28 protein-coding genes and 2 tRNA genes are annotated in these 25849 nt (G+C 62.5%); 19 read left to right on the forward strand and 11 right to left on the reverse strand.

The genetic code is table 11. The annotated features are described in order from the left end of the window. Positions 1-30 precede the first annotated feature (30 nt). Complete coding sequence (locus MUG96_RS03005) at positions 31-1137, forward strand: tyrosine-type recombinase/integrase (protein ID WP_246986352.1); 1107 nt, start codon at positions 31-33, stop codon at positions 1135-1137. 10 nt (positions 1138-1147) lie between these two features. Continuing rightward, complete coding sequence (locus MUG96_RS03010; protein WP_246986354.1) at positions 1148-1408, forward strand: hypothetical protein; 261 nt, start codon at positions 1148-1150, stop codon at positions 1406-1408. Between the two features lie 2909 nt (positions 1409-4317). Here MUG96_RS03010 and MUG96_RS03015 read toward each other — a convergent pair. Next, entirely contained in the window at positions 4318-4584 is a 267-nt protein-coding gene (locus MUG96_RS03015; RefSeq protein ID WP_246986356.1) for a helix-turn-helix domain-containing protein, read from the reverse strand. Between the two features lie 175 nt (positions 4585-4759). Here MUG96_RS03015 and MUG96_RS03020 point away from each other — a divergent pair, with 175 nt between their 5' ends. Then, positions 4760-5233: a hypothetical protein gene (locus MUG96_RS03020; protein WP_246986358.1), complete on the forward strand. Its 474-nt coding sequence runs from the start codon at positions 4760-4762 to the stop codon at positions 5231-5233. A gap of 89 nt (positions 5234-5322) precedes the next feature. After that, positions 5323-8352, forward strand: coding sequence for an Eco57I restriction-modification methylase domain-containing protein (locus MUG96_RS03025; protein WP_246986360.1), 3030 nt, complete (start codon positions 5323-5325; stop codon positions 8350-8352). 13 nt (positions 8353-8365) lie between these two features. Here MUG96_RS03025 and MUG96_RS03030 read toward each other — a convergent pair whose 3' ends face one another. Together MUG96_RS03030 and MUG96_RS03035 are read right to left on the reverse strand one after the other, a co-directional pair. Next, on the reverse strand, positions 8366-9451 hold the full coding sequence (locus tag MUG96_RS03030) for a type I restriction enzyme HsdR N-terminal domain-containing protein (RefSeq protein WP_246986362.1): 1086 nt from the start codon (positions 9449-9451) through the stop codon (positions 8366-8368). 662 nt (positions 9452-10113) lie between these two features. Continuing rightward, positions 10114-10320, reverse strand: coding sequence for a pro-sigmaK processing inhibitor BofA family protein (locus MUG96_RS03035; protein WP_246986364.1), 207 nt, complete (start codon positions 10318-10320; stop codon positions 10114-10116). Between the two features lie 241 nt (positions 10321-10561). Between MUG96_RS03035 and MUG96_RS03040 the strand changes: the two genes are divergently transcribed. The 5 genes from MUG96_RS03040 (at position 10562) to MUG96_RS03060 (ending at position 14096) form a co-directional block, all read left to right on the forward strand. Continuing rightward, positions 10562-10774 (forward strand): hypothetical protein, encoded by a 213-nt coding sequence (locus MUG96_RS03040; protein WP_246986366.1) that lies wholly within the window; start codon positions 10562-10564, stop codon positions 10772-10774. Then, positions 10771-11601 carry a YihY/virulence factor BrkB family protein gene (locus MUG96_RS03045; protein WP_246986368.1) on the forward strand — a complete coding sequence of 277 codons (831 nt, stop codon included), beginning with the start codon at positions 10771-10773 and terminating at the stop codon, positions 11599-11601. The genes MUG96_RS03040 and MUG96_RS03045 overlap by 4 nt, the downstream gene beginning before the upstream one ends. Positions 11602-11703: 102 nt before the next feature. Beyond that, positions 11704-12684: a metallophosphoesterase family protein gene (locus tag MUG96_RS03050; protein WP_246986370.1), complete on the forward strand. Its 981-nt coding sequence runs from the start codon at positions 11704-11706 to the stop codon at positions 12682-12684. Continuing rightward, positions 12684-13373, forward strand: a complete 690-nt coding sequence (locus tag MUG96_RS03055) for a DUF7260 family protein (protein ID WP_246986372.1) — start codon at positions 12684-12686, stop codon at positions 13371-13373. Before MUG96_RS03050 ends, MUG96_RS03055 begins: the two co-directional genes overlap by 1 nt. Before the next feature lie 105 nt (positions 13374-13478). Then, the gene (locus tag MUG96_RS03060; RefSeq protein ID WP_246986374.1) at positions 13479-14096 is read left to right on the forward strand and encodes a DUF309 domain-containing protein; all 618 of its coding nucleotides are present in this window, start codon (positions 13479-13481) and stop codon (positions 14094-14096) included. Position 14097: 1 nt separating this feature from the next. On the opposite strand, the gene azf is transcribed toward MUG96_RS03060, so the two are convergent. Both azf and MUG96_RS03070 read right to left on the reverse strand, forming a co-directional pair. After that, positions 14098-14880: an NAD-dependent glucose-6-phosphate dehydrogenase Azf gene (azf, locus tag MUG96_RS03065; RefSeq protein WP_246986376.1), complete on the reverse strand. Its 783-nt coding sequence runs from the start codon at positions 14878-14880 to the stop codon at positions 14098-14100. 102 nt (positions 14881-14982) lie between these two features. Next, entirely contained in the window at positions 14983-15600 is a 618-nt protein-coding gene (locus tag MUG96_RS03070) for a translation initiation factor IF-2 subunit beta (protein ID WP_246986378.1), read from the reverse strand. Between the two features lie 88 nt (positions 15601-15688). On the opposite strand from MUG96_RS03070, the gene MUG96_RS03075 reads away from it, so the two are divergent. The 3 genes from MUG96_RS03075 to MUG96_RS03085 all read left to right on the forward strand — a co-directional run bounded on the left by MUG96_RS03075 (position 15689) and on the right by MUG96_RS03085 (position 17742). Then, positions 15689-16036 (forward strand): dihydroneopterin aldolase family protein, encoded by a 348-nt coding sequence (locus MUG96_RS03075; RefSeq protein WP_246986380.1) that lies wholly within the window; start codon positions 15689-15691, stop codon positions 16034-16036. Between the two features lie 56 nt (positions 16037-16092). Then, complete coding sequence (locus tag MUG96_RS03080) at positions 16093-17154, forward strand: DUF7544 domain-containing protein (protein ID WP_246986382.1); 1062 nt, start codon at positions 16093-16095, stop codon at positions 17152-17154. Positions 17155-17292: 138 nt separating this feature from the next. Then, positions 17293-17742, forward strand: a complete 450-nt coding sequence (locus tag MUG96_RS03085) for a DUF5790 family protein (protein ID WP_246986384.1) — start codon at positions 17293-17295, stop codon at positions 17740-17742. Here MUG96_RS03085 and MUG96_RS03090 read toward each other — a convergent pair whose 3' ends face one another. Beyond that, complete coding sequence (locus tag MUG96_RS03090) at positions 17743-18489, reverse strand: creatininase family protein (RefSeq protein ID WP_246986386.1); 747 nt, start codon at positions 18487-18489, stop codon at positions 17743-17745. 82 nt (positions 18490-18571) lie between these two features. On the opposite strand from MUG96_RS03090, the gene MUG96_RS03095 reads away from it, so the two are divergent. Next, on the forward strand, positions 18572-18922 hold the full coding sequence (locus tag MUG96_RS03095) for a hypothetical protein (RefSeq protein WP_246986388.1): 351 nt from the start codon (positions 18572-18574) through the stop codon (positions 18920-18922). A 100-nt stretch (positions 18923-19022) separates the two neighbouring features. Then, the gene (locus tag MUG96_RS03100; protein WP_246986390.1) at positions 19023-19223 is read left to right on the forward strand and encodes a DUF7511 domain-containing protein; all 201 of its coding nucleotides are present in this window, start codon (positions 19023-19025) and stop codon (positions 19221-19223) included. 156 nt (positions 19224-19379) lie between these two features. On the opposite strand, the gene MUG96_RS03105 is transcribed toward MUG96_RS03100, so the two are convergent. Continuing rightward, a complete protein-coding gene (locus MUG96_RS03105) occupies positions 19380-21326 on the reverse strand; it encodes an ABC transporter ATP-binding protein (RefSeq protein WP_246986392.1) in 1947 nt (648 codons plus the stop codon). Between the two features lie 63 nt (positions 21327-21389). Then, positions 21390-21899 carry a DUF192 domain-containing protein gene (locus tag MUG96_RS03110; RefSeq protein ID WP_246986395.1) on the reverse strand — a complete coding sequence of 170 codons (510 nt, stop codon included), beginning with the start codon at positions 21897-21899 and terminating at the stop codon, positions 21390-21392. A gap of 83 nt (positions 21900-21982) precedes the next feature. Here MUG96_RS03110 and MUG96_RS03115 point away from each other — a divergent pair. Further along, positions 21983-22056, forward strand: a tRNA-Val gene (locus tag MUG96_RS03115). Between the two features lie 292 nt (positions 22057-22348). Here MUG96_RS03115 and MUG96_RS03120 read toward each other — a convergent pair. Then, positions 22349-22666 carry a DUF8152 family protein gene (locus MUG96_RS03120; RefSeq protein ID WP_246986397.1) on the reverse strand — a complete coding sequence of 106 codons (318 nt, stop codon included), beginning with the start codon at positions 22664-22666 and terminating at the stop codon, positions 22349-22351. A gap of 82 nt (positions 22667-22748) precedes the next feature. Between MUG96_RS03120 and MUG96_RS03125 the strand changes: the two genes are divergently transcribed. Beyond that, complete coding sequence (locus MUG96_RS03125) at positions 22749-23483, forward strand: sporulation protein (RefSeq protein ID WP_246986399.1); 735 nt, start codon at positions 22749-22751, stop codon at positions 23481-23483. 67 nt (positions 23484-23550) lie between these two features. Continuing rightward, positions 23551-23624: transfer RNA gene (locus MUG96_RS03130), tRNA-Phe, on the forward strand. Between the two features lie 233 nt (positions 23625-23857). Here the strand turns inward: MUG96_RS03130 and MUG96_RS03135 are convergent. Then, the gene (locus MUG96_RS03135) at positions 23858-24598 is read right to left on the reverse strand and encodes a DUF429 domain-containing protein (protein WP_246986401.1); all 741 of its coding nucleotides are present in this window, start codon (positions 24596-24598) and stop codon (positions 23858-23860) included. Positions 24599-24753: 155 nt separating this feature from the next. Here MUG96_RS03135 and MUG96_RS03140 point away from each other — a divergent pair, with 155 nt between their 5' ends. After that, positions 24754-25101, forward strand: a complete 348-nt coding sequence (locus tag MUG96_RS03140; protein ID WP_246986403.1) for a cupin domain-containing protein — start codon at positions 24754-24756, stop codon at positions 25099-25101. Between the two features lie 56 nt (positions 25102-25157). On the opposite strand, the gene MUG96_RS03145 is transcribed toward MUG96_RS03140, so the two are convergent. Further along, positions 25158-25343 (reverse strand): hypothetical protein, encoded by a 186-nt coding sequence (locus tag MUG96_RS03145; protein ID WP_246986405.1) that lies wholly within the window; start codon positions 25341-25343, stop codon positions 25158-25160. A gap of 99 nt (positions 25344-25442) precedes the next feature. On the opposite strand from MUG96_RS03145, the gene MUG96_RS03150 reads away from it, so the two are divergent. After that, a complete protein-coding gene (locus MUG96_RS03150) occupies positions 25443-25847 on the forward strand; it encodes a hypothetical protein (RefSeq protein ID WP_246986407.1) in 405 nt (134 codons plus the stop codon). The last annotated feature ends 2 nt before the right edge of the window (positions 25848-25849 follow it).

The following is a 25849-nucleotide window of genomic DNA, read 5'->3' on the forward strand; positions in this document are numbered from 1 at the left end:
GCATACGCGCCCGGAATGGAGGGGGGTCCCATGACAGAAATCGAGAACATCAAAATCGTCCCGAAACCCTCCCGCGAGTGGCTGAGAGAAAGGCAACTCGAAGATTACGCCGACCACCGCGAGAACCTGATTCGCTGGTTGCTCAACTTGGGAAAGAACCCCGAGATGGCAGACGGCTACGCGCACGCGACAGTCAACAACACCGCCGAACGACTCGACCGCTTCTACCGATGGGCATGGGACGAGTTCGGGGGCTACACGACCGATATAACGCACTCGCAAGCCGACGCCTACATGCAGAACCTCGCAATGCGGGAGGAAACGAACACGTCCCGGAGCAACACGCAAAAATCAATCAAGCGCCTGTTCAAATGGCGACACCATCAGTACGGGGGCGAGCTGTGGGAACCCGAGATTACGTTTACCGAATCCTCGGGCGCAGGGGAACCCCGTGACTTCCTGACACGAGAGGAACGCCGCAAAGTCAGAGAAGCTGCCCTCGAATACGGGTCCATCCCCTCCTACAACCAACTTTCTTCCGAAGACCGCGACAGGTGGAAAGTGTACCTCGCGCAACGCCTGAGTAAGCACAAGAAGGACATTGGCCCCGACGATTGGGACGCAGCGAACAGTTGGAAGTTCCCAAGCCTCGTGTGGGTCAGTCTTGACGCTGGGTTGCGCCCCATCGAAGTTGAACGTGCGAAGACCTCGTGGGTTGACGTTGAAAACGCTGTGCTTCGTATCCCGCGTGCGGAGAGTTCCAAGAACGAAGGCAATTGGACGGTGAGCCTGACGGAGCGAACTGCAAACTCTCTGTCCCGGTGGCTGGAAGAACGCGAACAATACGACCTCTACGACGGGACAGACGCCCTCTGGTTGACGCGCTTCGGGAATCCATATCGGTCGAAAGCACTCCGGCAGGTGCTTGAGCGACTATTCGAGATTGCGGGAATCCCGACCGAGAACCGCCAAGTCTCGTGGTATATCATCAGGCACAGCGTCGGTACTTACATGACCCGCGAGGATGGGTTGGCGGCGGCGCGAGCACAACTGAGGCACAAATCGGTTCGGACTACCGTTCGGTATGACAATGCGCCACCAGAAGACCGACGAAAGGCGCTCGACCGTATGGGCTAACACAGACACAATGACGACCATCAATACCCGGCAGATTGAGGAACTGATGAGCGACTACCACGCGGCAGAAACCCGACGAGAGCAGCGGGAGATAGAGAACGACATTCTCGAACTCACGGTGTGGGGCGAGCAACCAGACAGAGAAGATGACCCGGCATTTGCCACGTTCTCGAAAGAGGAATGGGACGCAATCTGTGACGCTGTCGAAGTCGTTGACAACGTCAAGGAGATTGAAGCACAACTGCGGAGGCCCTATTTTGTAAACCTGTAGGGCTGTAACCGGGGCAGAATCCAACGAGAAGCCCCGCCACACCCAACCACCGCTTACAGCCCCGCTTACAGAACAGAGATTGGGCTGTTCCTACCCGTTCTACAACGGGATGATAGCGACCCTAATGCCGTTTCATGACCAGAAACCAGACCCATCATCAGGATGTGCCACATTCGGAGGCCGTACACAACGAGAATGTGAGAGGCCAATCACTTTTACCATCGGTTATCGCTCTATTCGTTGTTCAGCATAGGATTCTCACCAGTTATCAGTCAGGATAATAAAATACTGAAATGCTCTCCGAGTATGGTAGTTTTTCATGTTCGGAGTATCTGCTGCGAGTGCTTCGCTGAGACAGCCCTCTATACGCTCTGCGCAGCTATCTTGGTCGGTTAACTGTAGTTGTTTATCCATCCCCATCATCTTGAGAGTACGTCCCACACCTATATAAACACATGGTATTTATTATAATTTCTAAAAAATAATTACTTGGGTGGTAAAACACAGACAGTCTCTATTCACATATCTACCGCGCAGGTCGGGACTCTGAGGTTGTATCCAACGAGAACGCCCGCCACACCCCTACTTTCCCCTTCCCCGTGGAGATAGCCGTTCGCCGCGCCTGTCATCGACTCGGTTGAACACGACTGCCAGTAGCAGGAGGCCAGTCATCACGATAGTACCTACCTCTAACGCAAGTATCAGGAGTTGCCCCACCATGAGCAGTAACCTACTCACTCACGGGTGAAGTATGCTTCTACGAAAACAGGTTTGTGCCAGTCAGGGAATTTGAGGACGTAACCAACGAGAACCCTCGCCACACCCCACCACCGCTTACAGCCCCCTCACAGAACAGGGGTCGGGCTGTTCCTACTCGTTCTACAAACACAATGATAGCGACCGTGATACCGTTTCATAGACAGCAGACGGACCAGCATGAGGATAGCCGCATGTAGCAGATTGAAGCCAGTCCACGGGAGGACGTTAACAACACGAACGCCCACTACCACTACAACCGCAACTACCGCCACCGCTACCGGCCAGTAACGCCATAGAAGGCGGGCGTTCACGTTGTGAATGGACGCTGTCCCCTACCTCCGCACAACGCCAGTACCCACTCATCGAGATTGAAAGCGAAGTTTCAGGAAGAGGTAGAACCAACACAGCCAGAAATGGCAAATATTTATCATATCTGTTGAATACACGACCCTACAATTTCAGGTGCTACCCCTCCGCCGCTCTTACTTCGGACCACAACGACCATTTTATCACTCTCCCAGAGAAGAGCAGAACTGTCGTACCTAAGGGGTGTTAGTCGCCTTACACCATCGTCAAGCGCCACAGGTTATTCCCCTGATTTGCTCTCGGTGCAAGGCCCCCCACCGTCCAGACATAGTGTGCGAGAGGACCAACCATTGGAAAGTCCCCTTAACGTCAAGCGGGTAGCCATACTTCCTCACCTATCAGCCATCGACTGATTGCCGCAACTCGCGCCGTGAGGGAGCGCTGAGTAGTTCGCCTCAACCTTAGTAATACAGGAGGGTATATATAGGATGGCTGTGGGGCGGGTAGAGGGCTTGAAGTGCCCGAATTCGAGAAAAATCAAGCGCCGAGATTTGGACCAATTTCGACTCAATTTCGACTCATCTGGCATATTCCGGCGCTACGAACCTCCTGTTCCTGTTTCTCGCGCGCGTTTTGGTAGTTCTGGTAGTCAACGGGAGGAATCCCGAAATATCGGCAATACTCTGTCCAAGCCCAGTTACGTGGCTCGGGGTGTCTAACAACTGTTGGAAATCTCATATATTGTTTTATTTATATACTTCTCTGTTACCGATGTTCAGCAAACTCGCCAATATTATTACCAACGCTAATCTCCTCTGGGTCCCGTTCCGGACCTCGCCGGCTACCCCTACAAGCTCACTCCATTCCCCCAGTACCGTTTCCTTTCCCGGTCAAGGAATGGGTCGTAAATCAGCCAAATTAGTCCTCAGCGGCCCAAGAGCAACGAGAAGGTGGCGCGGCGCTTCCCGTTGAATCCGGCCAAATTCAGAAATTCTGCGAGCAGGCAACTTTATTTACGAGACACAGCACGAAGATTGGTGTCGCAACCGAATCTAATAGTAATTCATCAGTCAGTATCACTTCTCCCTCTACGATTGGCCCGATTATAATTGAATTCTTTTATAGTATAGAATCAGTCATATGGGCTGTAATACTGTCTGGGCGACCTCGAACAGAGGCATAGAATCGTTGGCATGGTAGCCTGTGTCGAAGGAGGCGAAGGGAAGGAGAGATGAAGGAGAGGACTATAGGAGAGGTAGTAAGAGAGGATAGGTAGTGGAGGATGTTAACAACAAGAACGTCTGCGGTGCGGTACGGTAGCTGTAGCTGTAGTTAAGATGGATAGATTACAGCTGTTACAGGGTTTCTTTGATGGTCTCTGTTTGCTACTACAGGGTACTGCTCCGAGTATCCGGCTCATAGGACACAGATACCAGCTACATGGTTGTCTGGCTCCTTGAACCGTGTTCTACCAGCAGCTACAAGCTACTCTGTCCCCTCTGTTCACGCGAGCCTCAGACCGACTCAGTCTGGGCTGGCTGAGGGTGGGAGTCACTGCTATAGGTCTCAGTTCGTTTTTAAGGCCCCCAGCAAGCCCGTGGTGAGGTTTTTATATGGTCTGAATGGTTAGCGTCATACCCGGTCAGAAACCTTACCACGGGCCTCCTGTGGCCCCTGATTTGAAATTGACTCCCGTATGCGTGTTTTGGCGAGACAGAGAGTAGCACGGATTTTGGATAAATCGAGTAGATGAGGTTTGGGGCCTCTCAACTAACCAAAATTCTGATAATTATGTGGATATACTATATTTTGGGTATGTTTAGAAGGGATTTGGATTGTATCACTTATTCCTCAGGTGGCGCGGCGCTTCTCGTTGGTTTCGACAGCCGAATGTAGACAACTGCCCGTGCGCCGACCTTCTTTTTGTGTAGCTCGCCATTCTCGGTGAGTGTTTCGAGCTTGTTGTAGGCAGACGGGCGAGAGCAATCCAGTTTTTCGGCCACTTCGCTGGCAGTCAGGACAGGAATATCAGCCTGCTCAAACACGGATAGCACAGTATCAAGCGTTACTTCCTCCACGTAGGTCCCGTCGGCGGCGCGTTCTCGTTGCATACGTCAATAGAAGCCATACCCCCGCTTAACTCCATTGACTACAAAGTTAATGGGCAGACTTATATCCTATAACCACGTGGTTACTGGTAGAAGGTAGCCGTCCCAGGGGGCGTAACTCGCGGAAAACGCCCGGCGTTGGAGCGCCGGACGGTGGCCTTCTATGGACTGAAAGCCAATGGCAACTAACACCGAGACGGCTGAAAAGCGTATCGACAACGCTGTTGAACACCTGAATTTCGGGAAGAAAACGTCACTCCGCGTTACGTGGGAAGCGTGGGAATTCACGATTGTCGGCCCCCACCAAGTTGAGGTCACGAACGCGAGCTACGGATTCCTAAAAGATGACCACAGCTACGTGGTCGGGGTCGGGGAGAGAGACGGCGTGGTCGTTCCTGTTGAGTGCGGGTGTCCCGCTGACAGATACAACGAGAACTACGATTGTAAGCACAAAGTCGCGCTGGCAACCGTGGGCGGGCCGACCGTCCTGAACGCGGCGGTCAACTACGAATCTCCGTCTGACTATGACGATACCCCAGAAGCGACGACTGCGGCTGACAAGTTGCGGGCTGACGGCGGGTGTGAGTGTGACAGCGACGACTTTCCCTGCTGGGAGTGTGTGAGAACCGACCGGCGCGAGCTTCCCGAGTAGGATACCAGACCTTCTCGTTGCCTTCGGAATCGCTTCACTACACGGTGCTTTGATATGGTCGGACTGTGGACTTCTCGTAACCGCGAGCTATGAGTGTTCAGATAACTGAAGATATTGATGTTGATGCAATTCAAGATTTAGTCGATAGTTATCAGTCTCATTCGGCTCACGAACGGAAGCAAATGAAAGAGGCGGCAGTTCGACAGCAATTCATCAATCCGCTTCTCCGGGCACTTGGATGGGATACGACTACGGACCAAGTGAAACCCGAGCAGAGAACGCTGGTGGGTGATGCAGACTACGCGCTGAGTCTGAACGGGCGAGAGCAGTTCTTTATCGAGGCAAAAGCCTTCTCCAAAGACTTGGACGGGACACGCCGGATTAGTAGTGACAAAAAGCAGTCCTACGTCGAGCAGGCGATTGATTATGCGTGGCATCAAGGTTGTGACTGGGCCGTTCTCACGAATTTCGAGGAACTTCGCCTCTATTTCACCCACGTCAACAAGGATAACCTGGAAAAAGGTCTCGTCTTCACCCTCTCTGTTGACGATTACGCAACTGAAGAAGGATTAGAGCAGTTAGCCAACCTGTCGAAGCCAGCAGTTGAGGATGGGGCACTCGAACGATTAGAGCGGGTTCGGGAGCGCGATTCTGTCACGGTCGAGATTCTGAATGTGCTGTCCGAAGCACGAATGCAACTAACGCAGGACGTACACGATTCCCACCCGGAGCTTTCACTTGATGAACTTCGGGACGGCGTCCAGCGAATCTTAGACCGTGTAGTCGTAATGCGGGTTGCAGAAGACCGAGATGTAATTCCGGCGGATACTCTCCTGCATATGTCCGAATCGTGGGAGCAAACGACCATCAACCCAGACGTTCGGACGCTGGTTCGTGACCTAAAAAACGCATTCAGGGACTTCGATTCGGTTTACAACTCGGAGTTGTTTGCTGAACATCCCTGCGAAGACTACGACATTTCAAATGATGTGCTGCTGGATATTATTGACTCTCTCTACGACTACAATTTCGCCTACATCGACGCAGACGTACTGGGAAGCATCTACGAAGACTATCTCGGACACGCGATAGATGACAAGGCCGATGACCTCGAATTAGTCCAGCAGCCAGACGAGCGGCGTGAAGAGGGTATCTACTACACACCCGTCCCCGTTGTCGAATACATCGTTGAAAGCACGGTCGGAGAGCGGGTTGATGGAATCATGGAGAGCGTCCGGGAGGAGTTAGAAGCCGAAAGCCCGGACTTTGAAGCCGCCCGTCGAGAATTCGATGAAATTGAGAAAATTTCCATCTTGGACGTGACGTGTGGGAGTGGGAGTTTCCTAATCAAAGCGTTCGATTTGCTCGTTGATGCCTACGAAGAATATCAGGAGTTGGTACGGTCCATCAACGGTGGGATGAATGTTCAGGAGTATTCATCTGCTCTTACCATCCCGAACGACTACAAACGCCACATCCTCCGAAACAATATCTTCGGGGTTGACCTTGACTATCAGGCTACAGAGATTGCCACAGTCAACCTGCTATTGAAAGCGTTAGAGAAGGACGAGAAGCTGCCCGCCATCCTTGAAGACAACATTAAATCTGGCAACAGTCTACTGAACGGCTCACCCGAAGAGGTGGCTGACGTTCTGGACGTAACCGTTGAAGAAGCCGAAGAGATGGGCGCGTTCGAGTGGGAAGAAGAATTTGCACATATTTTCGAGGAACGGGGTGGCTTTGATGTGATTGTCGGAAACCCGCCGTGGGGGGCTGACATGAGCGCATACGAGGAATGGTTGGAAAGTGATTACGGGTATGAGTTAGCGGAAGGTCAGTATGACTCCTATGAGTTGCTGTTGGAATTGGGCGACGACATTCTGAGGGAAGGGGGAACGCTGGGATTCATTATTCCAGATAGTGTTTTGAACAAGAACACCGTCCCACTTCGTCGGTGGCTAATTGAGAACCAGCAACTGAATCGGATTTTCAAGCTCGGGGAAGGTATTTTCGATAGTGTCTATGCAGGAACAGCTATCGTCCAATATACGAATAGGTCTCCAGCACCCGACAATGAGGTAGAGGTCGGTCTGATACAGAAATCTGACCGGAAGAGGATGATGGGGAGTGGAGGAGAAGCTCTTTCGAGTATATTGAACGATAAAAAGAATGTCACAAAGCAGGGACGATTTGCAGAAGATGATGAATTTCAAATCGCGGTATGGGCAGGCGAGCAGGATTATGAAATCTTGGATGTGATGGAAGCTGATACTGTTGCATGGAATAATGTAATCGACAACGGTCGGGGCGACGAAATCGGTCGGGAGGGGAACGTCATGAAGTGCCCTTATTGCATGGAATGGGACACGTTCCCGCGTAAACGGGCGGAAAGCAAAGGGGGCGGCTACTACGATAAGACCTGTTCCCATTGTGGCGAAGAATATGAGTTTGAGGACGCAATCAGCACTCGGAAAATCATCCAAGAAGAGCCGACTGAAGACTGCGACACGCCGGTCTATTTCGGTGAACACGTCAACCGCTACCGGATGAGCAACGAAGCGTATATTGACGCAGATGTAGACGGTGTTGGTCTAAAAGATGATTGGAGATACGAACCTCCGAAACTGCTAATTAGACAAGCAAGTGTTGGATTCTTCACAACAGTTGACTACTCTGAAGCTCGCTGTCTTCAAGCAGTATTTTCATTTAGACCCAAAGAGGACCGACAGGACCCGTTTGATAACTACGACCTCGAATACTTCTTAGGATTCCTGAATTCACGTGCTATGCTATACTACTACTCAAAGACAGAGGGGATTGTCGAATGGCAATCATATCCAAGACACACCCAAACAGATATTATGACTCTTCCAGTCCCGACAGTTGACTTTGACGACCCTGACGAGAAGGAAGCCTACGACGAGTTTGTAGAGCTGGTGAAAGAAGCCACGAGTGACGATGAGCAGATTGACGAGGACTTGGATTGGGAAATTGAGCGTTCTGCGTTGGACTTGTATGGGATTCCAGATGAGAAGAGGCCCCGGATTTGGAATGAGTTGAAGAAACTCCAACGGCTACGGATTGTCCGTGAGCTGTTCCCGGACGAAGCAGACGAATAGGTCACTCAGAGAATTACCAACCGCCATCAAAATCGACTTCAAGCCCACATCGTTTAGCTAACCGTCTGATTTCTCGCTTTTTGCCTTTTTTATTGTCGTGGGTTTCGAGATAATATCCATTGGTCAACTCTTTGGGTGCCCTCATTTCTCTTTCTTCATCAGGGTAGCTTCGTTGGTCGTTGATGATAACCTTCTTTCGGCCCGGAATGTACGGTAGAGGTTCTATCTCAGAAATCAGTCCATGTTCAGCAACGAGATAATCTACTACCTCTGCCATTACCTCTCGTTGCTGGCTATCAGAGAAAGACTGAATTGTCGCTCCATCCTCCAAAATATTGACAATATAACCGTCTACCGGAGGTGGGGATGGGCCATTAGAATCAACCTCTATTTCGTCCTCTATATTCTCGACAAGCCGGTCAATCAGCTCCTTGGACTGAGACTCGGCGTGGGAAGAGATGACCTCTGAGACGTTTTCAGTCAACAGCTCAACAATATCTTCGGCCAAGTCATCTTTTTCATTTTCCAGCGTATCTCTGGCGTTTTTCAGCTCGTTAATCCTATCGAGAATCTTCTTCCACTCATCATTCTGTATTGCATCTTTGGTAAACGCTCGAAGGATAGTCACTCTCTCAGGCAACTCTTCAAGATTCGTCTCCCCGAGAGTGTTCACCTCTACTTTCGAATCAATGACCCGCCGCCGGAAGAATTCGTACTCTTCACCGTTCGTTAGAATCCCCAGATTCACGTCTTCGTTCTTCAGGTACGCCCGAAGCTGTTCACGGTGGTTCTCAGTAAGAGACGTGTCTACACCCTTGGCCTCAACAAAAGCAACCGGGACACCCTCTAACACCAGGGCATAATCTACTTTATATGTCTTACCGAATGCTTTCACCGAATACTCAAGTTGGGTGTTAGTCGGAATTTCCCAGCCAAGAAGGTCGAGAAAGTCCCGGAGGACCGCAGCCTTCGTGTTGGCTTCGTCCATCTGCGGTGAGGCTTCGATAACAGACTGGGCCTGCTCAACGTACTCTCTCACCGCTGACTTATCCATAGCTATCATCGGAATGTTCAGCCCTATAATATCAATGTACCCCACTTACAGCATCGTCGCCAGTAGTCTGGGCGGGAAAGTGTAAGTCCAGATGGTACTATTCCGTCATATCCTGTCGAGAATCAGTTCCAAGAAGCCAGTCTAAAATCAGATATTTTCTGAATGACCAACTTTCTGTTTACTCTTTCCCAGCCAGATTGGTGTCGCAACCGGGAAGCCGAAACCAACGAGAACGTGCGGGGGGTCTCTAACTGAAACGGGAGATATTCGTGCGATGTGTGGAGGTTGTCGGGACTACGGTGCTTCTTGTTGTATCCGAATTCTGAGGACGGATTCTCTCCGGAACTGTCGCCCCCGCCAGGGACATGGGGTTTATATACTCTCGACTCATCCTATAGGTTGTCACACCGAAGAAGTGCCCGGCATAACCGCAATACCGGGAGGATACTGCCTCTACTACTATTCTCGCCAACCAACGGGCGGCGAGGCTTGCGGAGCCAGGGACCGGAGTTCAAATCTCCGTCAGGACGTTCACTCCTTCCGAGTGCTTCGCTTCGCTCAGCACTCGGTGCGTCGTTCACGTCCTGACGGGCCCCCGCTCGCTGTCGCTCGCGGGGACTCCGTCAGGACGTTTCTCTCAGCACGACACCGCGAGCGGGAACTCCGTCAGGACGGTTTCACGAAGCAACTCAGCGAGCACCGCGTCCTCACACGAGCAGCGGCACCATCGACGCGGTGAACGCGACGTCGAGGACGGCGAGCAGGATGACCAGTATCGCACCCGGGACGCCGAAGACCGCGCAGATGAGTAGGGTGAGTATCGAAATCTGGATGCCGAGACCTACCACGTTCGCCAGGAGCAGAATCAACAGGCCGATCACGGCGTTGACCGCCAGCGCTCTCAGTGAGACCATTACTCCGACGACGCGCTCCGGGTCCTTTGTTAGCTGTCCCGTTCGAGCGCGGACGGGGCGCTCCGTGGAAGAGCGGTCGACCGAGGAGCGTCGGAACCCCGGCGCCTAAACGGATCGCGGAACGCCGTGGACCGGCCAGGCCCGGCGATAAGTCTGGCTTACGAAACGGACGTTTACGAGCGCGAGAGCGCCCTGCTAGTACGTATGGAATAACTAACCGCGGGGAGCGACTTCGGGACACATGACGGAACGGACAGCCCGGGAGCGCGCACGCGCGACGAGCGACCGGGTCCACACGACGGCGCTCCGCGGGATCGCCGCCCTCGTCGTCCTCACCACCTTCGTCGGCCCCGCCTATCCCGTCGCCATCGACAAGGTCGACGGCGGGGCACTGCTCCTCTCTGCCGGCGTCATCCTCGGGTACGTCCGCAACGCCGTGTGGAGCCGACGATGAGCGGGAAATCGGGGAGCGAACGGGCCGTCAGAACCGGACTGCGGGACGTGCTGTCGTTCGTCTGGGCCGTGGGCTCGCTCGTTCACGACCGCCGTCTCACGTATCTGGCCGCGGGGGTCGCCTACTACGCGTTCGTGTCACTGATCCCGCTCTTGCTCCTGGCCGTCGCGGTCGCGTCGTTCGTCGGCGGCGCGGCACTCGTCGACTACGTCACTGCCGTGTTCAACCGCCAGCTCTCGGCGTCCGGGCAGGCGGGCGTGTCACGGCTGCTGACCGACACCACCGGGCACGGGGCCGCGTCGGTCGTCGGGGTCGCCACGCTGGCCTGGACCGGGTCGCGACTCTTCCGCGCACTCGACATTGCCTTCGACGAAATGTACGCTGACGACGTCAGGACGTCCCTCCTCGAACAGACACGGAACGCCCTCGTCGTCGTGGCCGGTATCGGATTCGCCGTCGCCCTCGCCGTCGTTGCCGGCCTCGTCGCCTCGGTGCTCCCCTTGGCGACACCGCTCGACGGCCCGCTCGGGACGGCCGTACTGGTCGCCGTGCTCGCCCTCGCGCTCCTCCCGGTGTACTACGTGCTCCCGCCGACCGACGTGTCGATCCGGGAGGTCCTCCCCGGCGCACTCGTCGCCGCCGTCGGCTGGGTCCTCCTCCAGGCCGGATTCGGCGTCTACGCGACCAACGCCGGTCGCTACGGCGCCTACGGCATCATCGGTGCGGTCCTGCTGTTCGTGACGTGGCTCTACTTCGCCAGTATCATCGTGCTCGTCGGCGGGGCGGTCAACGCCGTCCACGGGAACGCGGCCCCGACCGACCCCTGACGCCGCCGCGAGTTCGTGCCAACGTCTCTCACAGTACGGGTCCGACCCGGGACGTATTACAATTACGACAGTTTATGCGGGGTGACGAGGGAGTGTCGCGTGATGCTCTATCGGAGTGCTCCGGGGCCGACGCTGGCACGGTTCCGCCGGCCGACGGCGGCCAGGCCGACGCGGTTGGCGGTCGTCGCGGACCCGCACGTGACTCCCTGGGCGACGGGGACATGGCAGGTGTTCCACCGGACGGAACAGCGCCTCGCGACTGCCGTCGCGGACATCGACCGGGCGAACGTCGACGCGGCCGTCGTTCTCGGCGACCTGACGAAGGACGGGCGGCCGGTCGCGTTCGACCGCGTCGACGAACTGCTCGCGGACTGCGACACGCCGGTCCTGGCCGTGCCGGGCGACCGCGACGTGCCGAAGGCGGCCGACGGTCACCGGACGCCACCGGTCGAGGTGTTCGCCGAGCGGTACGCCGACGGGACGTATCCGTTCGTTGAGCGCGTCGGTGGCGTCGACCTGGTGGGAATCGACACGGCGACCGCGCCCGACGGGCGGCTCGCCGACGGGCACGGCGGCGCGGTCTCGGCTTCCCAGCTCGACTGGCTCGCGGCCATCCTCCCCGGGCTGTCGAACCCGGTACTCGTCTGTCACCACACCGTCTCGCACGCGGCGACGCGGGTCGCGGGGCTGCCCGCCGCGCACGACTACCGCGTCGCGAACGCGGACGAACTCGCCGCCGTGCTGGCCGACGGCGGCGTCGACCTCGTGCTCTCGGGGCACGCCCACTGGCCGGCGGCGGCGTCGCTCTCGGGCCTCCGGGAGGTGCTCGCGCCGGCGACCTGCTCGCTGCCCCAGGCGTTCCTGCTCGTCGAAATCGACGCCACGGGCACGACCGTCTCCCTCCGACCGCTCGCCGACAGGGCGGGATTCGAGGAGGCGTACGCACACGCCCGGAACGGCGACGGCCGCGGCCAGCGGCTCGCGGACTGCGTCGACGACGGGTATCTGCACCGCCTGCCGCTCGTCGACGAGGGTCCGAACGCGAGCGCCGACCGCGGCGACCCGCTCCGCTCCGAACACTGATGCCACGGGAGACACCGACCGCACACCTCGACACCGCTCGCGACCGCGTCCGGGGTCGTCGGCGCGAACTCGTCGACGAACGCGACGCTTTCGACCAGTTCTGCCAGCACGTCGAACGCCTCCCGGTAACCGACAGCGGGACTGCCGCGGCGTCCGACCGTGCCGCGACCGTCCGGACCGCCGACCCGCGCCGGGCCATCCACCGTGCGTTCGAGCGAACCGTCCTGGCCGCCCCGCACTACCGCGAGCGGTACGGCGACCCCGCGGCCGAGCGGCTGGCCGCCGAACTCGGCCCCGACCTCGCGGCCGCGCTCGACCGGACGACGGGGCTGACGGCCTCGCTCAAAACGCGCGTTCTCGACGCGGTGAGTGTCGCCCACGAGCGCCGGACGACCCGGATCGCGGCACTCGACGAGGAGCGGACGCGGCTGGACCGCACCGAGCGGGCGGTTCACGACCTCCTGACGACGCTCGGTGCCGTCGACGGCGACGCCGGCACGGACCCGAAACTGACCAGGGTCGAGCGGCGCTGCGAGTCGCTGCTGGCCGACCGACGCGCGATTCGGGCCGACGACGCGACCGACTGCCTGCTGGCCGACGTGTACGCGGACTGCCCGGTCGACGACCCGGTCGTGGCGACCGTCGAGAGCGTCGTCCAGCTGGCGACGGTGTACCGCGCCGACGCCTGAGACTGCCCCTGGCCGGTGGGTTCGCCGCCCGACGCCACGGGCGACCGCCCTCGCCGGACACGACACAGCACAACCGCTATCCGGCCGGCCGGCCAACCGCGGGGTATGGAGGCGCCGCTCCGGGCGGGCATCGCGATCTACAACGCCGGCAATTACCACGCCGCCCACGACGCCTGGGAGGACCACTGGCTCGACCTCGAACGAGGGGGTGACGACGAGCAGTTCCTGCACGGCCTCATCCAGTTCACCGCCGCCGTCTATCACGCCACCGAGCGCAACTGGGGCGGGGCGACCGGCCTCGCCGAGAGCGCCCGCGAGTATCTCGCCGGCCTCTCCGACACCTACCGCGGCGTCGACGTGGCGAGCGTCCGGACGTACCTCGGGGCCCTCCACGACGACCCCGAAGTCATCGAGCGCCGCCGACCGCTCGCGCTGACGTACGAGGGTGCGGTCCTCCACCTCGACGACCTCGGGTTCGCGTCGAGCGCCGCCGCCGCCGACGTCTACGCCGAGGAAGGCCCGTACGACGAGGCGATGATCGAACAGGCTATCGACTACGCCCGTGCCGACCTCGACGCCGGCGAGGAGACGAGCGACTTCGTGACCTTCGTCATGGACTTCGCCCGCGAGCCGGAGAACAGGGGTATCGTCGCCCAGCGGCTCTCGGAACGGGTGGCGCGCAGAGAACAGCGCGAGTCGGACGTGGACGGCCTGTTCGACTGAGTCAGACCGTCTTCCGTTCGCGGTCGGCGACGTGGTCGTCGCCGTCCCACTCGGCGGAGTTGTCCTGTGGGTCGTAGCCGAGCACTTCCTTGGCGCGCTCCAGGGAGTAGTACTTCCGGTCGTTGTCGGAGATGCCGTAGACGATCTCGTAGTCGTAGTCGGCTTCGAGGGTGCGCTGGTGGAGGTGGGCGCAGTCGGGGTAGGAGAGCCACATGGCCTGTCCGCGCTCGTAGTCGATGGGCGGGTGGCCCTCCGTGAGGTTGCCGATGCGGACGTTACACACCGTGATGCCGTGTTCGTCGTGGTAGTAGCGCCCGAGGATCTCGCCGGTGGCCTTCGAGACGCCGTATAGGTTGCCGGGGCGGGGGAGTTCCGAGCCGTCCAGCCGGTAGTCGTCGTCGGTGCGGTACATCTCGGGGGTACGCGCGTCGGTCTCGAAGGCGCCGACGGCGTGGTTCGAGGAAGCGTAGACGAGCCGGTCGACGCCGGCCTCGACCGCGGCTTCGTACATCTTCTGGGTCCCGTCGATGTTGTTCGACAGGACGCTCTTCCAGGGTGCCGAGGGGCGCGGATCGCCCGCGAGGTGGATGATCGCGCCGACGCCGTCGACGGCCTCCCGGACCGTCTCGTCGTCGATCACGTCGCCGACGAGGTACTCGTGGGCCGGCTCTTCGGCCGGCGGATTGTGGTACATGAGCCGCCAGTCGTACTCGTCACCGAGGCCCTGCAGGATCGCCTCGCCGACGCGCCCGCCCGCACCCGTGAGTAACACCGGGTCGTCCATTCAGGTACACCTGAACACCGGCGTCAGTAAGTAAGATACGATTCGAAACCTATGATCCGAGTAACTTGTTCAGCCGCCGTCGTCGAAATCGGCCGACCGGGATCAGTTCGTGACCGGGCGGGCGAACGCGAGCGTGCCGCTGATGTTGTCGATGTAGACCTCCAGTTCGTCGCCCTCGCTGGTGCCGGGAACGAAGATGCGGTACTTGCCTTTCTCGGCGACGCCGTCGCCTTTCCGGCCCATTCCGGTGATCTTCACGCGGTAGGTCTCGCCCTCCTTGAGGTCCGGCGTGCTCGATTGGGTCTGGGTCTTGCTCGTGGCCTTCTGGACGGGGCGGAAGGCCCCACAGGCCTCACACCGGAGCATCTTCGTGCGGTCCTCGGTGGTGAGCTTCGTGTCCGGCAGGCCACACTCCGAACAGAGGACGTACTCCTCGACGTAGCGGTCGATGACCTCCTGGAAGTCGTGGGCGGCGAAGGAGCCGTTGTACCGGCTGCGGTCGCCGTCGAAGGAGCCGTTGGTCCCGAAGTCCCGCTGGATGAACCGGTGGACGTGTTCGGCGTCCCGCGAGAGGGCGTCCGCGATGGCCTTCAGGTTGGTCAGGCGCGTGAAGGCGCCGTCCTTCTGTGCCTCCGGGTCGGGGACGTCCAGTCGGTCCTGCTTCTCGCTCAGCGTCGGGAGGTCCTCGTACGCGCGGTCGAGGCTCGCGGTGTAGTCCATACGTCATCGAGACGCCCGACACGTAAACCGGTTCCGTGGTGCTACCGCGGACCCGAACGCACATCCCCCGGCCGCCCCAGGAACCGGTATGGACCCGACCGACGCCCAGACCGCCTGTTTCGAGGCGGGGATCAAGTTCGGCTCGCTGTACCACCAGTTCGCCGGGACGCCGGTCAGCCCGGACAGCGCCGACTCGCTTTCGGCCGCCATGGAGGAATCCATCGAGAACCAGCCACACTGTCGGGCGGTCACCGTTTCCGTCCGCGAGGACGAACTCGCCGACGCCATCGCCGATGGATCCGCCGACTACACCGAACTCACCGGCCGCTTCATCGACGTCGAGATCGTGATCGACTACGAGGGCCACGAGGTCGTCGCCCGCATGGAGATGGAAGACGGCTACCCGCTGATGCGCCTCGCGGACGTGCGCGAGTGAGCGGTGCCGTCCCGACGCACCGTACCGTTTTGTGAGTGGCCGTCGGAGCATCGCGTATGGCTCTCGCTGCCCTGGAAGCCGTCACCGACGCCATCGAGGCGACGACCGACTTCCTCCGCCCCGTCGACGCCGGCCGCTGGCTCCGGCTGGCCGTCGTCGTCTTCTTCGTCGCCGGCGGGGGCGGTCTCAGCCTCCCGTTCAACGCCGGAACGAGTGCGACCGGTGGCGGACCACCGGGCGGCCAACCGGGCGCTGGCCCCGGCACCGGCCCCGTCTCGAACGTCGACCTCCCGGCGCTGGCGGACGTGCTGGTGCTCGTCGCCGCCGTCGTCGCCGCTCTCGTGGGTCTCGGGCTCGTCGTCTGGGCCGTCGGGTCGGTGATGGAGTTCGTCTTCGTCGAGGCCCTGCGCTCGGAGACCGTCCGCATCCGCCGGCCGTTCCGGCGGTATCTCGGCGCCGGCCTGCGCCTGTTCGGCTTCCGGCTCGGCGTTTCCCTCCTCTCGCTCGCGGCCCTCGGAGCCGTCGGTGCCGCCGTCGCGTTCGGCGTCGTCGGCGGGTCGCCGCTGTCCTGGAGCGGCGCCCAGGCGTTCGCGTTCGCCGCCGTCATGCTCCCCGTGCTCGCCGTCGTGGTGTTCGTCAACGGCCTCGTACTGGGGTTCACGACGGTCTTCGTGGTGCCGGTCATGCTCGTCGAGGACCGTGGCGTCCTGAGCGCCTGGCGCCGGTTCTGGCCGACCCTGCGCGGGAACCTGGACGAGTACGCCGTCTACGCGGTCCTCGGCTTCCTGCTGAGCCTCGGCGTCGGCCTCGCCACCGGCACCATCGTCGGCATCGGTGCCGTCGCCGTCCTGATCCCCTTCGCCATCGTCGGCGGCATCGTCTTCGTCGCGACCGGCGGCGCGCTCACGACGCCGGTGCTCGCCGTCCTCGGTGTCCTCGCGCTGTGCTACCTGGCCGCCGTCCTCACTCTCGCCGCCCTCGTGGCCGTCCCCTTCCAGACGTTCCTCCGGTACTACGCCCTGCTCGTCCTCGGGGGCACGAACGAGTCGCTCGACCCCATCCCCGAGGTCCGGGCCCGCATCCGTGAGCGCGACCCGACGCCACCGACCGCGGGCTGAGCCGTCCGCTCTTTGCGCGGCCCGCCCACGGCGTCCCAGCCACGCCACGGTGGCTGTGCGACCTCGGTCAAGTCCGGCGGTTTTCACTTTCACTCCGCCGGGCCGGCCTTTATGTTTCCGCCGGTGGTAGTGGCTGGCATGAGCCAGGCGACACTGGACGACGACGAACTGTTCGACGAGGCGACCTCGGAGATGCGCGAGGACGTCGAGGAATCCCTCGCTGCGGCCCGCGGGGCCCTCCCCGAGGCCGACGCCATCTGGGAGGTCGACGCGGACAACACCCTGGGCGTGCTCAACGGTCTCCGCTCGGCGCTGGACGTCGGGGACGCCGAGGAACACCTCCGGGACGCCAAGAAGTGGTACACGATGGGCGAGCGCGCCGACGCCTTCGAGGACGCCGACGACCTCGCCGAGGCAATCGAGGAGGTCGAGGACCTGATGGGTCAGATCACGGCGGCCCACGAGGAGGTCAGCGACCTCGCGAGCACGATTCCGGAACTCCGCGGCGCGCTCGAAGACGCTCACGAGGACGCCGAGGCCGACGCGGACGCGGACGCAGACGCCGAGGAAGCGGAAGCCGCGGACTGATCAGCGGTGGTCGGGCACCGTCACGTCCCGCTCCGCGACGCGGCCCAGTAGCCCGACCAGCGCCGCGACCGCCTCGTCGAACGCCGTCTCGCCCAGCTCGCCGCCCCCCGCCCGTGGGTCGCCCACGGCACCGTTCTCGCTGAACGCCGCCGAGTCGTACGCGAGGTTCGTCCCGCCCTCGAACTCCCCCCAGCCGTCGGCAGCGCCCCCGCCGGCTTCGTCCAGTCGGTCCTCGCGGATCAGTTCCGGGCGGAGGTGGCGGACGACGCTCGTCTCGACGGGGCCGCCGTGGCCGAACGGGACCGCGGGGTCGACGGCATTGAACCAGGTGTAGGGGACGGCGTAGGCGTCGTCGTGGCGGGTGATCCGGCCACAGACCTCCCGGAGCGGGCCGGTGTTGCCGCCGTGGCCGTTGACGACGACGACGCGGTCCCAGCCGTGGCTGGCGAGGCTGGTGACGGTCTCGCGGACGTAGTCCCGGAAGGTGTCCTCGCTCACCCAGAGCGTGCCCGTGAACTGGCGGTGTTCCTCGGCGACGCCGACGGGGACGGCGGGGGCGACGACGACTTCGTCGCCCGTCTCGTCGGTGTAGTCGTCGGCGCCGGCCTCGGCGATGGCTTCTGCGGTGAGCGCGTCGGTGCCGAGCGGGGCGTGGGGGCCGTGCTGTTCGGTCGAGCCGACTGGCAGCAGCGCGAGGTCGGCGTCGACGGCGTCGGCGTCGGTCCAGGTCGCGTCCGTGAGGTGCATCGTCGGAGTCGTCGGCCGGCCGGCACGTAAGCCCCTCGCCCGAGCCAGCAGGCTGAAACCGCTCCCGCGTGCAGTGGTCGGTATGCAACACCTGCTGCTCGGTGGCGCCGCCGCGGCCGTCGTCCTGCTCGGCGTCGTTCTCCTGCTCCGCCGGCGGTCCTCGTCGTCCGCACGCGAGTCGAAACGCGCCCACGACGCCGCACAGGAGCGCGAGCCGCCGGTCGAGATCGGCCAGGCCTACGAGTTCGGCGTCACGGAGTTCACGGACCACCACTCCGGCGACCGCGTCGCCGTCGGGAAAGTCGAGGGGTTCGTCCTGTTCACGGAGGACGTGCCCGACTCGCTCTCGGAGGGCGACGTGATCCGCGCGAAGGTACTCTCGTTCAACGAGGGGCGGACCTCCGCCGACGCGACGTTCGTCGCGCGGGCGTGAGGCCGTTCCCGCCCGCCGGGAATCCCCTGTCGGGGTTTTATTTGCCCGTATCGAACGTTCGATCGAGGCGTCACCGTGCGTGACGCGCGAGGTGATACCCATGGAATCCAGCCAGAACGACGGTCGGCGACGACTGCCGGAGCCGGATACCGAACATCGGTTGGAGCACCTGCTGGTGTCGCATGCTGACGCGCCGGACGAACTGACGCTCTACCCGGCCGACGTGGCCGAAGACGAGATCACGACTACCTGGATCACCGCACAGGAGGGCGCGTACGTCTCCCTGCGCGAGTGGCGGTGAGCGTCTTTCTTTCCGCCGAGCATCCGCGCGACCGTCCGGGAGCGCGGTTCTCTTCACGCGAGGCTCGGAGAGCCGAGCGTGAAGCACTTTTTCGCCCACGTTTTTGCCGCGAGTGGTTCGCGCGGAGCGCGAACCCGAGCGGGAAAAAGGTGGTTGTTAGTCGTCGTCTGCGGCGTCCACGGCGTCGGTGCGGGCGCGGCGTTCGGTCGCGCGCTGGACGAACTCCTCGGGGAGTTCGTCGATCTCGCCGGCCTGGACGGCCCAGAGATTGGCGTAGAGGCCGTCCTCGGCGAGCAGGTCCTCGTGGGTGCCCTGCTCGACGACGCGGCCGTCCTCGAGGACGGCGATTTCGTCGGCGTCCTTGACCGTCGAGAGGCGGTGGGCGATGACGAAGGTCGTGCGGTCCTCGGTGAGGCGGTCGAGCGAGCGCTGGATGAGCATCTCCGTCTCGGTGTCGACGTCGCTCGTGGCCTCGTCGAGGATCAGTATCTCGGGGTCTTTGAGGATGGCGCGGGCGATGGCGATGCGCTGACGCTGGCCGCCCGAGAGCTTGACGCCGCGCTCGCCGACCTCGGTATCGTAGCCGTCCGGGAGGTTGGTGATGAACTCGTGGGCTTCGGCCATCTTCGCGGCTTCGACCACGTCCTCGCGGTCGGCGTCGAAGACGCCGTACTGGATGTTCTCGGCCACGGAGCCGTAGAAGAGGAACGTCTCCTGGCTGACGTAGCCGACCGACCGCCGGAGACTCGGGATGGTCACGTCACGGACGTCCTGGCCGTCGACTGCAACGGTCCCCTCGTCGACGTCGTACATCCGCATCAGGAGTTTCAGGACCGTCGACTTGCCCGCGCCCGTGGGGCCGACCAGCGCGAACGTCTTGCCGCCGTCGACCTCGAAGGACACGTCGTCGAGGACGCGCTCGTCGCCGTAGCCGAAGGAGACGTCCTCGTAGGTGACGCGGCCGTCCGTGACCGTCAGCGGGTCGGCGTCGGGGTCCTCGGCGATCCGGGAGGGGGTCTCCATCAGGCCGAAGATGCGCTCGGCGGAGGCGTAGGCCCGCTGGTACATGTTGATGATCTGCCCGAACTGGGCCATCGGCCACGTGAACCGCTGAGTGAGCAGGATGAAGGTGACGAACTCGCCGGTGTAGAGCGGTTCGGTGAAGAACCACGGCGCGACGCCGGTCGTCTCGACGCTCAGCACCCAGAAGCCGCCGATGGCGAAGGTGAGGACGAACCCGATCCCGGAGATGACACGCAGGGCCGGGAAGAACTTGATCCGCGTCTCGATGGCGTCCCAGTTGGCGTCGAAGTAGTCACGGGAGGCGTCCTCGACGCGCTCGGACTCGTAGGACTCGGCGTTGGCGGTCTTGATGACCTGGATGCCGCCGAGGTTGTTCTCCAGCCGGGAGTTGACCTGGCCCACGGAGGAACGCACCTCGGCGTACTTCGGCTGGATGATTTCGATGAACCGGTAGGTGAAGTAGGCGATGAGCGGGACCGGGACGAGGGCGACCAGGGCCAGCTGCCAGTTGATCCACAGCAGGATGGCCGCGATGCCGAGGACCATGATCGACAGCCGGAACGCGGAGTTCATGCCGTCGTTGAGGAACTTCTCCAGGCGGTTGACGTCGTTCGAGAGGATCGACATCATCTCGCCGGTCTGGCGGTCGGCGAAGAAGTCCATGTTCAGCCGCTGCATCTTGTCGTAGGTGTCGGTCCGGACCTCGTGCTGGATGTGCTGGGCGAAGGCGTTCCAGCCCCAGTTGCGAACCCAGTGAAAGCCCGCCCCGAGCAGGAAGGCACCGGCGATCAGGCCGACCGTCAGGGCGAGCTGGCCGGTCCCCGTCGTCGGGAGCCAGCCGTCCGGGACCAGAAGCAGGGTGAAGGCCTTGTCGTTGCGGAGGATCGCGTCGAGAGCCAGTCCGAGCAGGACCGGCGGGAGGAGGTCGAGCAACCGGGCCACGACGCTCCCGAACAGCCCGACCGCGAACTGCGGCGCCTGTTCGCGGCCGTACTCGCCGAACAGCCGCCGCATGGGGGCGTCGACCCGCTCGCGCTCGTCCTCGAACGCGTCTCCGTCCGCGCCCGCGTCGATATCCATCATCCATACGAAGGGCTGAATCCGCAAAAACGCGTCGCACCGCCGTCCCTGCTCCGGCCGCGATCAGTCTTCGGTGACCGAGCTCGGGACGACGACCCGGTCGCCAACGTCCAGTCCCGTCGCGTTCGCGTACCCCCGCGGGACTTCGAGAACGTACTTCCCGGTCCCGCGATAGCGCGTGAGGTCGTCCCCGCTCTCGCCGGGTTCGGTCGCGGCGTGGTGGACCTCCGTGACGGTGCCGTTGCCCGCGACGAAGACGATGTCGAGCGGGAACGCCATGTCCCGCATCACGTAGGCGTGGGTGTCGGCGTTCTCGTGGACGAACAGCATGCCCTCGCCGTCGGCCAGCGATTCGGTGTTCGAGAGGCCGACACAGCGTTTGGTGTTCGTGTCGGCGACCCGGACCGCGACGGTGGCGAGGGCGGAGCCGTTGCGGTCTTCGAGGGTGACGTTGGTCCGGTCGTAGTCACTCGGCGTCCCGACACAGGGGCCGGTCCGGAGGTAGACGATGCCGGCGACGGCGAGCAGGAGGACGAGGATGGCAGTGAGGGCGTTAACTGCCTTCGAGGCCATGTCCGGTGGTGGTGGCCGCGGTGGGTAAGCGTGTCGGGTCGAAGGATAAGGATTATTCCGGTCAGGTGATTCCCTGTGGGTGAGGGTTCGTGGTCTAGTCGGTTATGACGCGGCCTTTACAAGGCCGAGATCGGTGGTTCGAATCCGCCCGAACCCACTTGCTGCTGCGAACACCGCGTGAGCAGCAGCAAGTGCCGTGAGGGCGGTTCGAACGGGAGAAACGAGCGAGCGGCGCGAGCGAATTTCGCGTGGTTCGAATCCGCCCGAACCCACTGCTTCTGTGCCGACCACCGTTTCGCGTCGAACGCGGTCGACGACGCTTCGACAGCCCCCTGTCTATCCCGCCCGAACCGCGCCCTCCCCAGCCGATTCGCTCGCTCATCCCTCGCGCGCCACTCGCTCCCGCCGGTCGCTCGTTTCCGCGCGCCACGGCCGAACCCCCCCCCGTTTCACTTCGAACTCGCCTCGTGGTCGGCGAGTTCCCGCGCGAGTGTGAGCGCGGCGGCGACGTGCTCGTCGGCCTCGTCGCTGCCGGTGTCGCCGGCGCTTTCGAGCAGGTGGACGACGTGGCTGGCGCGCTCGCGGACGACCTCGGGGGACGCGTCGTTGTGGTGGAGGTCCGCGGCGACGGCCTCGGCCTCGCCGAGCCAGCGGTTCGCCCGGTGGTCGATGGGGAGGGCCTCGGTGGCGGCGAGATGGTCGTAAAGGGCGGCCACGCGGCCGTCGCTGGGGGCCGTGTCGTCGGCTTCGTCCGCATCGTGGGCCATACCGACTCGTGGGCTGGTAGCGGGAAAACGACACCGTTGTATTGGAAAAATCACTTGTCGGCGGACGCCGATGGGGGTGGACATGAGCATCCTTTCACGCGTCGGTATCGGCTCGGCGACGGTCGATACCGAGGTGCCCGAGCGGGTCCAGGCCGGCGAGACGGTGCCGGCGACGGTCGAGGTCGAGGGCGGGTCGTCGGCCCAGGAGATCGACGGCGTTTACTTCGCGCTGGAGACGCGCTATCGCCGCGACGAGGGCAGTTCCGAGGCCGTCATCGACCGCTTCCAGCTGACCGACTCGTTCACCATCGACGCCGGCGCCGAACGGACGATGGCGGTCGAGATCGAGATTCCACGGTGGACGCCGGTCACGCGCGGCCGGACCGAGGTGTGGATCGAGACGGGGCTGGACATCGACTGGGCGCTCGACCCCGACGATACCGACTATATCGACGTCGCACCCACCGACCGGCTGGCGCGCGTGTTCGACGCCGTCGCCGAACTGGGGTTCGAGCTGAAAACCGCCGAGCCCGAGGCAGTGCCGACCGACTTCGCGACCGGTAACCGTCCGTTCGTCCAGGAACTCGATTTCGTCCCGACCGAGGGTCCCTTCCGCGGCGACCTCGACGAGATCGACCTGCTCGTCCAGCCGACCGCCGAAGAACTAGCGGTCTACCTCGAAGTCGATCCCCGCGAGAGCATCACGGCGGAACTGACGAACGACGTCCCGGAGCGGATCCACGAGGTCGTAGTGCGGGAGGAGCCGGCCGACGACCTGGCGACGGAGTTCCGGCGGCTCCTCGAGCGGTCGCTGTAACCCCGCGGCCGCCCTTCGAAATCCTTTTTTCCCCTACCATCGCAGGATGAGACGCGACCGACGGCGCGCCGCCTTAGCTCAGACTGGGAGAGCACTCGACTGAAGATCGAGCTGTCCCCGGTTCAAATCCGGGAGGCGGCATACCACCTTTTTCCGCTCGGGTGCGCTCCGCGCACCACTCGCGGACGTGGGCGAAAAAGCCGGACGCTCGCTCCCGCTCGCGTCCGGTGAAACCGCGACTCGCTTCGCTCGTCGCGGTACGCTGACACCGTTCGTTGTTTCGTGCGTCGCCCTCTGGTTCCTCGCGGGTGGCTCCAACGTCCGATGGTGACTGCACTACGACCGGGCCCGACCACGACGACACGGAGTAACGCTCACGCCAGCGGTTCCGGCGCGCGGTAGACCATCTCCATCGGGAGCCCGGTCGCGTCGGTCGGCGGCTCCCGCGGGAGCGTGTGGAGTTCGCCAGGACCGGGGCGGGCGGTGTATCCGAGCGCCACCGCGTCGACGACGGTGTGGACCGCGACGGTATGGCCCGCGGTCGCTTCCGCACACTCCTGGACGACCGGCGGTGCGTCCCGGTCGAAGGTGGCGAGCGCTCGCATCCGCTCGGCGTAGCCCGCCGCGAGGGCCGGCTCGTGGTCGAGCGTCGTCCCCGCGAACGCCCTGAAACAGACTTCGGGGTGGGCCTCCGCGAACACCGGCCGCGCTTCCGTCACCTCCTGGAGGAGTTCGTCGACGGTGACGATGCTGTCGCTGCGCTCGAAGGCCTCCCGCGAGAGTTCGCGCCCGGTATTGCGCTGCTGGGCCCGTGTCGCTGCTGGGAAGCGCCGCTTCCGGGCCGCTTCCCGGGTCGGCGGCGTAATCACCGCCGGCGCACGCGGCCCGAGGACGGCCCGCGCCGCCTCGTCGCAGGGTCGTTCGTCCTCGCCCTCTTCGAGCAGCCCGATTGGGACGTCGACGAGAATCCGCTCGGCGACCTCCTCGTAGGCTGCCCAGACGCCGCCGATTCCGTCGAACACCTCGGCGCCCTCGAAGCCGTCCGCGGTGAACAGCACCGCGACCCACCCCCCGTTCCCCTTCGAGACGCCGACGAACAGGGGTTCTTCGCTCATACGGAACGCTACGTCCCCCCGGACAAAAACCCTCGTCCGACGCCCGCGTGACGCCGTGGCGGTCTCGTCCGGTACTTCACCGTCGGCGCCCACATCAGTCCGGCCGCGCACGCCGAAACGGGAGCTTCTTCGGCGGGGCGCGCCACGGTGCCCGCATGGAACGCGTCTCCTTCGACGACGCCGAGAGCTACGAACCGGACGCGGGCTGGCGCCGGGTCGCGCTGGCCGGCAGCGAGGACGCGAGCCTGGAGTGGTTCGAGAAGCCGCCGGGCCACTCCTCCCCGATGCACGACCACGAGAACGGCCAGGTCTGTCTCGTCCTCGACGGCGAACTCACCGTCCACACCGAGGGCGACAGCGAGACGCTCGGCCAGTACGACTCCGTGTGGCTCGCTCCCTGGGAGTCCCACCGCGTCGAGAACACCGGCGACGAGACCGCCGTCGGCCTCGACATCTTCGTCCCCGGGCGCTCGTTCGACTTCTGGACCGACCGCGAGGAGTGACTGGGGCCGGGGCGACGGTCACGGGCAGACGCCGGGCTGTCGATCCCGACGACCCCTCAGGACGAGCCGAACTTCGTCAACTCCGCCAGCGGGACGAGTCGGTGCTGGACCGTCGGCTTCGTGTAGCCCGCCGACTCCTCGTCCATCCCCGCGGTGTAGACCTCGACTTTCTGCTGGAGGACGTGCGGTTTCCCCTCCTTGTTCCGGATCACGTCGATGGATCGCCAGGCCTCGCCTTCCATGCTCGAAAGACGTGATTCCACCCTCCTAACCCTTCCTGCCGCCGTCGGTCGCCCGTCTGACGGGGTTTCAAGCCTACCCGTGGCAAAGGTTGACACTCCATGGGCAGGCGTGTCGGTCGCCGGGACCCGCGGTCGCTGTCCGGCGGCTACGGTCGGTCACCGGGACAGCGAGTGCGCGAGTGGCTGGGGTGCTGTCGGGCGGCCCCCTGGCGACTGCTCGTCGGCGTCTCGCCGGTCCACTACGACCGCGGCGATATGCGCCGGGCCTACCGGCTGACGCGGGCCGCGGCAGCGCTCCTCGCGGTCCTCGGTGCCCTGCTGGCCGGACGACTCGGCCTGACCTGGCTGTTCGTGGCCGCCGTCGCCGCCGACCCGTCGCTGGTGGCCGCGTTCAATCTCGGGATATCGGTGCTCGCGGGTGCTGTCCTCGCCGTCGCGACCGTCTGTCGCGACCGCCTCGGACGCCGGCGTCGGGCCGCGGCCGCGCGACTCGACCGGCTCTGACT

The sequence above is a fragment of the Halorientalis marina genome (assembly GCF_023028345.1).
GTDB lineage: Archaea > Halobacteriota > Halobacteria > Halobacteriales > Haloarculaceae > Halorientalis > Halorientalis marina.

What these genes read in the sequence shown, in the direction of transcription:
- MUG96_RS03090 (WP_246986386.1), bottom strand. Translation starts at nt 18,489, where the DNA reads ATGCACCTCACGGACGCGACCTGGACCGACGCCGACGCCGTCGACGCC.
- azf (WP_246986376.1), bottom strand. Translation starts at nt 14,880, where the DNA reads ATGGACGACCCGGTGTTACTCACGGGTGCGGGCGGGCGCGTCGGCGAG.
- MUG96_RS03100 (WP_246986390.1), top strand. Translation starts at nt 19,023, where the DNA reads ATGGAATCCAGCCAGAACGACGGTCGGCGACGACTGCCGGAGCCGGAT.
- MUG96_RS03145 (WP_246986405.1), bottom strand. Translation starts at nt 25,343, where the DNA reads ATGGAAGGCGAGGCCTGGCGATCCATCGACGTGATCCGGAACAAGGAG.
- MUG96_RS03010 (WP_246986354.1), top strand. Translation starts at nt 1,148, where the DNA reads ATGACGACCATCAATACCCGGCAGATTGAGGAACTGATGAGCGACTAC.
- MUG96_RS03105 (WP_246986392.1), bottom strand. Translation starts at nt 21,326, where the DNA reads ATGGATATCGACGCGGGCGCGGACGGAGACGCGTTCGAGGACGAGCGC.
- MUG96_RS03135 (WP_246986401.1), bottom strand. Translation starts at nt 24,598, where the DNA reads ATGAGCGAAGAACCCCTGTTCGTCGGCGTCTCGAAGGGGAACGGGGGG.
- MUG96_RS03045 (WP_246986368.1), top strand. Translation starts at nt 10,771, where the DNA reads ATGAGCGGGAAATCGGGGAGCGAACGGGCCGTCAGAACCGGACTGCGG.
- MUG96_RS03140 (WP_246986403.1), top strand. Translation starts at nt 24,754, where the DNA reads ATGGAACGCGTCTCCTTCGACGACGCCGAGAGCTACGAACCGGACGCG.
- MUG96_RS03035 (WP_246986364.1), bottom strand. Translation starts at nt 10,320, where the DNA reads ATGGTCTCACTGAGAGCGCTGGCGGTCAACGCCGTGATCGGCCTGTTG.
- MUG96_RS03005 (WP_246986352.1), top strand. Translation starts at nt 31, where the DNA reads ATGACAGAAATCGAGAACATCAAAATCGTCCCGAAACCCTCCCGCGAG.
- MUG96_RS03125 (WP_246986399.1), top strand. Translation starts at nt 22,749, where the DNA reads ATGAGCATCCTTTCACGCGTCGGTATCGGCTCGGCGACGGTCGATACC.
- MUG96_RS03025 (WP_246986360.1), top strand. Translation starts at nt 5,323, where the DNA reads ATGAGTGTTCAGATAACTGAAGATATTGATGTTGATGCAATTCAAGAT.
- MUG96_RS03075 (WP_246986380.1), top strand. Translation starts at nt 15,689, where the DNA reads ATGGACCCGACCGACGCCCAGACCGCCTGTTTCGAGGCGGGGATCAAG.
- MUG96_RS03040 (WP_246986366.1), top strand. Translation starts at nt 10,562, where the DNA reads ATGACGGAACGGACAGCCCGGGAGCGCGCACGCGCGACGAGCGACCGG.
- MUG96_RS03085 (WP_246986384.1), top strand. Translation starts at nt 17,293, where the DNA reads ATGAGCCAGGCGACACTGGACGACGACGAACTGTTCGACGAGGCGACC.
- MUG96_RS03080 (WP_246986382.1), top strand. Translation starts at nt 16,093, where the DNA reads ATGGCTCTCGCTGCCCTGGAAGCCGTCACCGACGCCATCGAGGCGACG.
- MUG96_RS03110 (WP_246986395.1), bottom strand. Translation starts at nt 21,899, where the DNA reads ATGGCCTCGAAGGCAGTTAACGCCCTCACTGCCATCCTCGTCCTCCTG.
- MUG96_RS03070 (WP_246986378.1), bottom strand. Translation starts at nt 15,600, where the DNA reads ATGGACTACACCGCGAGCCTCGACCGCGCGTACGAGGACCTCCCGACG.
- MUG96_RS03020 (WP_246986358.1), top strand. Translation starts at nt 4,760, where the DNA reads ATGGCAACTAACACCGAGACGGCTGAAAAGCGTATCGACAACGCTGTT.
- MUG96_RS03120 (WP_246986397.1), bottom strand. Translation starts at nt 22,666, where the DNA reads ATGGCCCACGATGCGGACGAAGCCGACGACACGGCCCCCAGCGACGGC.
- MUG96_RS03150 (WP_246986407.1), top strand. Translation starts at nt 25,443, where the DNA reads ATGGGCAGGCGTGTCGGTCGCCGGGACCCGCGGTCGCTGTCCGGCGGC.
- MUG96_RS03060 (WP_246986374.1), top strand. Translation starts at nt 13,479, where the DNA reads ATGGAGGCGCCGCTCCGGGCGGGCATCGCGATCTACAACGCCGGCAAT.
- MUG96_RS03055 (WP_246986372.1), top strand. Translation starts at nt 12,684, where the DNA reads ATGCCACGGGAGACACCGACCGCACACCTCGACACCGCTCGCGACCGC.
- MUG96_RS03095 (WP_246986388.1), top strand. Translation starts at nt 18,572, where the DNA reads ATGCAACACCTGCTGCTCGGTGGCGCCGCCGCGGCCGTCGTCCTGCTC.
- MUG96_RS03050 (WP_246986370.1), top strand. Translation starts at nt 11,704, where the DNA reads ATGCTCTATCGGAGTGCTCCGGGGCCGACGCTGGCACGGTTCCGCCGG.
- MUG96_RS03015 (WP_246986356.1), bottom strand. Translation starts at nt 4,584, where the DNA reads ATGCAACGAGAACGCGCCGCCGACGGGACCTACGTGGAGGAAGTAACG.